The 7,650-nt window shown below is 68.2% G+C and carries 2 protein-coding genes; both read right to left on the bottom strand.

Annotation, left to right across the window (positions count from 1 at the left end):
- Positions 1 to 3,245, bottom strand: a 3,245-nt coding sequence (locus tag AB4Z47_RS30175; RefSeq protein ID WP_441956034.1) for a type I polyketide synthase, incomplete at its 3' end; no start/stop codon positions are given.
- A gap of 174 nt (positions 3,246 to 3,419) precedes the next feature.
- A partial coding sequence (locus tag AB4Z47_RS30170; protein ID WP_441956032.1) for an SDR family NAD(P)-dependent oxidoreductase occupies positions 3,420 to 7,650 on the bottom strand: 4,231 nt, incomplete at its 5' end.

Below are 7,650 nucleotides of genomic sequence, written 5' to 3'. Positions count from 1 at the left end.
GCGCCGACGTGCAGCATCGCATCCAGCAACGCCGGATGAACACCGAAACGCTCGTTCCGATCACTGACGCTCTCATCGAGCGACACCTCGGCGAACACTTCGCGACCGCGCCGCCACGCCGCCGTGACTCCCTGAAACGCCACACCGTAACCCACACCGTGCTCGGCCAACCGGTCGTACAACTCCTCGGCCGCCACCAACTCCGCCGCCGCGGGTGGCCAATCCCCAGCCGACCACAACAGCGCGTCGGCAGCGTGCGGGGCGAGAACACCCGTCGCGTACTGCTGCCACTGCGGGACATCGCCTTCGGATTCCGTTACAGGGCAGGCGTGGATGGTGAAAGTCCGGCACGCGTGTTCGTCCAGCGCTGTGACGCTCACCTGGATGTTCAACGTCGTGGCTCGCGGCGGCAGCGGCACGGAGAGGCGCAACTCCGCCACGGATTCGGCACCCACGCGCGCGCCGGCGATCAGCGCGGCGTCGACCCAGACGGCGGAGGGCACCGCAGTCGACCCGAAGATCACGTGGTCGGCAAGCCAAGGGTGGGTCTCGGGCGCGAGGCGACCGGTGAACAACCATTCGTCCCGACCCGCCACCGACACCACCGCGCCCAGCACCGGATGATCCGTGCGGATCAGCCCGACACGGCTCACATCCTGACCCGTGCCTGCCAGGGACCCCGGCGTCCAGCACCGCCGCCGTTGGAACGCATACGTCGGCAGGTCCACATGCGCGGCCGGCGCGGCCAACACCTCCGAAGCCACATCCATGCCGATGCAGTGCGCACGCGCCAACGCCGCAGCGAACTGCTCCGGACCACCCCGGCCACGCCGCAACGTACCGAGGACAGCCACCTGATCGGCTTTACCGATCGACTCCGCCGTCAACTCGATCGCCGTCGACACCACCGGATGCGGGCTGGCCTCGACGAACGCGTTCATCCCGGCACCGATCAACGCCTCGATCGCCTCGGCGAACCGCACCCGCTCGCGCAGCCCGCGATACCAATACCCGGCATCCAACCCCGCCGTGTCCACGAACTCCGCGGTCACCGTCGAAAAGAACGGCACCGAACCCGATGTCGGCCGGATCGGCGCCCACTCTGCCAGCAACCGATCCCGAATTCGCTCCACCGCCACCGAATGCGACGCGTAATCGATCGGAACCTGCTTCGCCCACACCCCATCGGCCGCACACCCGGCAACGAACTCCGCCAACGCCGCCGACTCACCCGAAACCACCGTTTGTCCGGGTCCGTTCACCGCCCCGATCGATAATCGATCACCGAATACCGCCACCCGATCGGCCACCACATCCGCCGCCAAACCCACCGCCGCCATACCCCCCGACCCCGACAACACCTCCGTCAGAACACGCGACCGTACCGCCACCACCCGCGCCCCGTCGGCCAACGACAATCCCCCGGCTACCACCGCCGCCGCGATCTCCCCCTGCGAATGCCCCACCACCGCAGCCGGCTCCACACCACCGGCCTGCCACAACCGCGCCAACGACACCGACACCGCGAACAAGACCGGTTGCACCACATCCTCGCGGTCCAGCGACACAGTCTCATCCGCCCCGCGCAACACCTCCGTCAACGACCAATCCACAAACGGCGCCAATGCCGCCTCACACTCCGCGATCGACTCCGCGAACACCCCACCCGACGCCAACAACTCCGCACCCATCCCCACCCACTGACTCCCATGCCCCGGAAACACGAAAACCACCCGCCGGGAGGCGGCGCGACCCGTCACCGCGTTGGGAGCGCCCCCGGCCGATTCCGTGGCCGGATCGGCCAATGTAGCCAGCCCGGCGCGCAGCGTCTCGACGTCGTGCCCGATGACGGCACCCCGCGACTCCAACGGCGTGCGCGAACGGATGAGTGAATACGCCACCTCGACGGCATCCGCCTGCGGATGATCCGCCAACCACTCCTGCAACCGAACAGCCTGCTCCCGCAATGCCTCCGGACTTTGCCCGCTCAGCACCCACGCCAGGGGCTGCGAACCGCCCGCGGTGGAGGTCGCTTCGCCCGCAACCTTCGCGGGAGCTTCCTCCAGAACCACATGCGCGTTCGTGCCGCCCATACCGAACGACGACACGCCCGCCCGGCGCAGCGCCGCGTCGGGCCACTCCTGCAGCGTGGTCTGCACCCGCAACCTCAGCGCGTCGAGCGGGATTCGCGGATTCGGCGTGTGAAAGTTCAGGCTCGGCGCCAGCTCTCGATGCCGCAGGCACAACGCGGTTTTGATCAGGCTGGCGATCCCCGCGGCGCCTTCCAGATGCCCGATGTTGGTTTTGACCGAGCCGACGGCCAATGGTGCGCCGTCGGGCCGTTGGATGCCATAGGTCTCGCCGAGGGCGGCCGCTTCCACCGGGTCGCCGGCAAGCGTGCCGGTGCCGTGCAGCTCGACGTACTGCACCGATGCCGGCTCCACCTCCGCGGCCGCCAGCGCGGCCCGAATGACACTCGTCTGTGCCCCCGCGCTGGGCGCGCTCAACACTTGGCGCTCGTTTCCGCTGTTGACCGCACTGCCGCGGATCACCGCGTAGATCCGATCGCCGTCGGCGACCGCCCGCGCCAACGGCTTGAGCACGACGATGCCGCCCCCCTCACCACGAACCGTGCCATCCGCGCGTTCGTCGAAGGTGTAGCACCTTCCCGACGGCGAATGCGCGCCGAACTGTTCGTAACGTTCGGCACCCAGCGGCGAGAGGATGAGGTTCATTCCGCCCGCGAGCGCCACCTCGCATTCGCCGCTGCGTAACGATTCGCACGCCAAATGCACCGCAACCAGCGACGAGGACTGGCCGCTGTCGACCACGATGCTCGGGCCGCTGAACCCATAATAATTCGAGATCCGGTTGGCGGCGACTCCCCTGCCGACCGCCGACAGTGAATGCCGGCCCACACCGGTTTTACCCTGCGAAGCCACGATTTCGGCGAAATCGGTCCCGGTGCAACCCAGAAACACCCCGGCCCGGGCACCGCTGCGGTCGCGGTAGCCCGCGTCTTCCAACGCCTCCCAACTCAGCTCGAGACCCAGCAGCTGCTGCGGATCGATCGACCGCGCCTCATTCGGTGGCACACCGAAGAAGTCGGCGTCGAATTCCGATGCCGTATCGAGGAACCCAGCCGTCTCGTCGATCCCCGCCCGGCCGGCGGGAGCGGACACGACAGCGTCGCGACCATCGCGCAACAGCCGCCAAAACTTCTCGAGATCGGAAGCGCCCGGCATCCTGCACGACATTCCGATAATAGCGATCTCATTCGCCGATCCGACCATGGGATTTCCTCTATCTCGCCTTATCCGATGCCAAGCATTGCGACTTCGCGCTGATGAACGTCAGCAGCCGAATCAGCCACCACCGCAGTAGGGCAGGCGGCTTGTCGACCTGGTCGTTGCGAATCGTCATTGTTCGCCGCCTCGATGTGAATTCGCCCAGGGCTCGGGGTCGCCGCGCTCTTCGAGCCAACGCCGTATCTCGTCCGCCGCCACGGACGACGCCGCACCGATGATCGAGAAATGGTCCGCGTCGATCTCGACCGTCTTGCCCGTGTGCAGCCACATGGGCACCGGCTCAGCGAGATCCAGACCAGGCAACGGTGTCACGGCCCGCAGGTCGAAGGTCGGCGCAGCGATCGACATGGGTTTGCGTTCATCGAATATCTGCGCGTACTTCGCCATCGCGACCAGGCCGTGATCACCGATCTCGGTGACCTCGTGCTCGAGGTCGAGCACGGCGCCGATCGCGCTGACGAGTACCCGACGGTTTTGCTCGGCATCGTCGGGGGAATAGGTGTCGAGCAATATCACCGCCGCGGGCCCGCGCCCGCTCTTTTCGAGGCGATGCGCCAGCGCATGTGCGATCGCCCCACCCGCCGAATAGCCGACGAGCACGATCGGCTGCTGGACCGCGATGTCCTCCACGGTCATCGCCAGGTAATCCAGCAACGCATCCCACGACTCAGGCAGTGGTTCGCCGGGCTGGGTCCCTGGCAGGCGCAGCGCGACCACGGTGTGGTCGGCGCCGAGCTCCCGCGCCAGCCGACCGAACTGGTGCGGTCCGGTGCCGACCACGAACGACGGAACGCAGATCAGCATGGGCCGGGATGTGCCCCGGCTCAGCGGGATCGGCGTCGACTTGACGGGCACATCGTCGACGGTGACGAACGTGTCGGCAAGCTTGGCGCTCTCCAACAGCATCGGTATCGCCGCAGCGACCCCACCGCGCCGGTGCGCGGCCAGCACCAGCTCCGTGAGCCCACCCCTGATACCGGATTCCACCTGCGGCACCGTCTGGATATCGACGCTGGCGTGCATGGTTTCGGTGATCCTGGCGTACAGATGGTCGGCCAGCGCCCGAGCAGTGGGGTGATCGAAGACGAGGGTGGACGGCAGCGTCAAACCGGTGGATTTGACGAGCCGGTTGCGGAACTCGACTCCGGCCAGGGAATCGAAACCCAACTCCGTGAACGGAGCTCCCGGGTCGATCATGTCCCCGGCCTCATGTCCGAGGCTGGCGGCCACCTGCTCCCGGACGGCAGCGAGCACGATGCCCGCGCGGTCGGATTCTGGTGCGGAAGCAAGCAGCTGCGGCAGCGATCGCACGCTCTCGGCGCGATGCGGACCGGCGGTCACCAGCGAGCTGAGCACCCTGGGCAGTGACCCCGCCGCTGCCTGCGCGGTGAGTGCTCCCCCGTCGAAACGTACGCCGACGCTCGTCGGGAAACCCGCGGCCACGGCCGCGTCGAACAGCGACATGCCGTAGTCGTCGTCGAGGGGAACCAGGCCCTCTCGACGCATGCGCGCGAAGTCGGCCTCGGAGAGGGTGCTCGTCATGCCGCTGGTACCGCGCCAAGGGCCCCATGCGATGGACGTGGCGGGCAGACCGTTGCGGTGCCGGTGCTGGGCCACTGCATCGAGGAACGCGTTCGCCGCCGCGTAGTTGGCTTGGCCGGGGCTGCCGATCGTCCCCGCGAGCGAGGAGTAGAGCACGAATATCGACAGATCCAGATGCTTCGTGGCCTCGTGCAGGTGCCATGCCGCATCGGCCTTGGGCCGCAACACCGTCGCGAGCCGCTGCGGAGTCATGTCGGCCAGCAGGCCGTCGGCCAGTACCCCCGCCGCATGCACGACGCCGGTCAACGGATGCTCCGACGGGATCGCCGCCAAGAGACCGTCCAGCGCCGCCGGGTCGGCCACGTCGCAGGCGACCACGTCCACCTGTGCACCGAGCGTGGCCAATTCCGCCACGACATCGGCGGCACCGGGCGCGGCCAAGCCGCGCCGACCCGCCAGCAGCAGCCGCCGCACGCCGTGCTCGACGACCAGATGCCGAGCCACCATCGCACCCAAACCGCCGGTGCCGCCGGTGATCAATACCGTGCCATCGGGCCGCAGCGCCGATACGGCAGTGCGTCCGTTCTTGCCGGTGTCCGCACCGCCGCGGCTCAGCCGGGGCGCATACAGCACGCCGTCACGCACTGCCACCTGAGATTCGTCCGCGATGGCCGACGCCGCAGCGACGCGGTTGCGGTAGTCATCCCAGCTGTCCACATCGATGATCGCGATACGATCGGGGTGCTCATGCTGAGCGCTGCGTAGCAGACCCCACGCCGCCGCGCCGACGAGATCGACCGGTTCACCGTCGTCCACCGCGACCGCATGTCTGGTCACCACGACGATCCGCTCCTGCCGCGCCAGGAGTTCGACAACCCGCGCCGCCACATCGGCTAGCCGAGCGTGCACCGAACCGGGCACGTCCGCATCCGCCGGCGCGTCCTCGAGTCGAATCACGGCGACCGGCCTGCCGTCGACCGTCACCGTCTCCTGCTCATCGGTGCTCACCCATTCCGCGTCCGCGCTGAAATCGCCCTGCTTCGGCGCCGACAACGGGACCCACCGGAGTATGTAGGCGCTGCGGCCTGCCGCAGAAGCACCGAACTCGCTCAGGGTGGCGATCGGGATCGGACGCATAGTCAGCGCGGCAGCCTCGAAGACCGGTGCCCCCTGAGAATCGGTGAGCGTCACCATGATCCGCTGATGGTCTGCCCCGGAAGAACTCGGCTCGGCCGCGGCCAGCCGGACCCGCGCCGACCCGGCTCCGACGGCGTGTATGTCCACGTTTTCCCACGAATAGGGCACGAGGATCTCGCCAGCGGCGGGCTCCTCGGCCAACCCGGTGAAGCGAATCGCGTGCAGGGCCGCATCCAACAAGGCCGGATGCACCCCGAACCGGCCCGCCGACGACTGCTCCGGCAGATTCACCTCCGCGAAAACTTCGCCGCCGCGCCGCCACAACGCGGTCAATCCTTGGAACAACGGCCCGTGCCCGTAGCCTCGCTCGGCCAGATCCACGTAGACGTCACCGATGTCCACCGGCACCGCGCCCACCGGCGGCCAACTCTCCTCGATCGGCCCGACCTGTGACGACGGTGACTGCGCGACAAGAGTCCCCGTCGCATGGCGAACCCACTCCGCCGGCGCCGGTTCACCGCCACCCTGCGGACGCGAATACACCGACACGTCTCGCACGCCCGCATCGTCAGGTCCGGCCGCCATCACCCGCAGCTCGACGGCGCCCGTCGGCGGCACGGCCAGCGGCGCGGTCACGACCAACTCGGCCAGTCGCGGACTGCCGGTCATCGCCCCCACGTGCAACGCCAACTCAGCAAACCCCGTGCCAGGCAGCAGCACGGTCCCGCCGATCTCGTGATCGGCCAACCATGGATGACTCGACAATGACAACCGACCCGTCAACACCACCCCCCCAGAATCCGGTAACCACACCGCCGCACCCAACAACGGATGTTCCACACCATCCACACCCGACGCCCGAACATCACCCGCGTCGGAAGCAGCCGCCAACCAATACCGCTGATGTTGGAACGCGTAGGTCGGCAACGAAACCCGACCGACCGAGCTCCCCGCGAACAACGGCCGCCAGCCCACGCCCAGCCCGGCGACATGAACCTGTGCCAGAAACGTCACAAACCGAACCGCCTCATCAACGCCGCGACGACCCGCCACGGACACCAGCCAGCCGGCCGTGGCGTCGCCATCGTCGCTCAGGCATTGGCGGGTCATGGCCGCCAGCACGGCGTCGGGTCCGATTTCGAGAAACCGGCGCGTGCCCGTCTCGGCGATCGCCCGGATTCCAGGTGCGAACCGGACCGTGGCGCGCGCCTGCCCGACCCAGTACGCGGGATCGGTGAAAGCGTCGCCCACCGCACCGGTCACGTTCGACACGATCGGCAGCAGCGGCTCGTGGTATGTCACGTCTTCGGCGACGGCGCGGAACTGCGCGAGCATGGGGTCCAGCCGCGCGGAGTGGAATGCATGACTCACCCGCAATCGCGACGTCTTGCGACCCTGCCCCGACAACGTCCGCTCCACCTCGTCGACGGCGTCGTCGTCACCGGAGATCACCACGGAGTCCGGACCGTTCACCGCTGCGACCGACACTCGATCGCCGTAGTCGGTCAGTACCTGCGCCACCTCGGTTTCCGACATGGCGACCGCGAGCATCGCGCCGCCCTCCGGTAGCGCCCCCATCAACCGGCCCCGCGCCGCCACCAACGCACAGGCATCCTCGAGCGACCACACCCCCGCGACAAACGCGGCGACCAGTTCACCGCCG

Source organism: Nocardia sp. 2TAF39, from assembly GCF_052114905.1.
Classification (GTDB): domain Bacteria; phylum Actinomycetota; class Actinomycetes; order Mycobacteriales; family Mycobacteriaceae; genus Nocardia.
The sequence above is the reverse complement of the archived record's forward strand: the minus strand, read 5'-3'. Positions and strand labels throughout refer to the sequence as shown.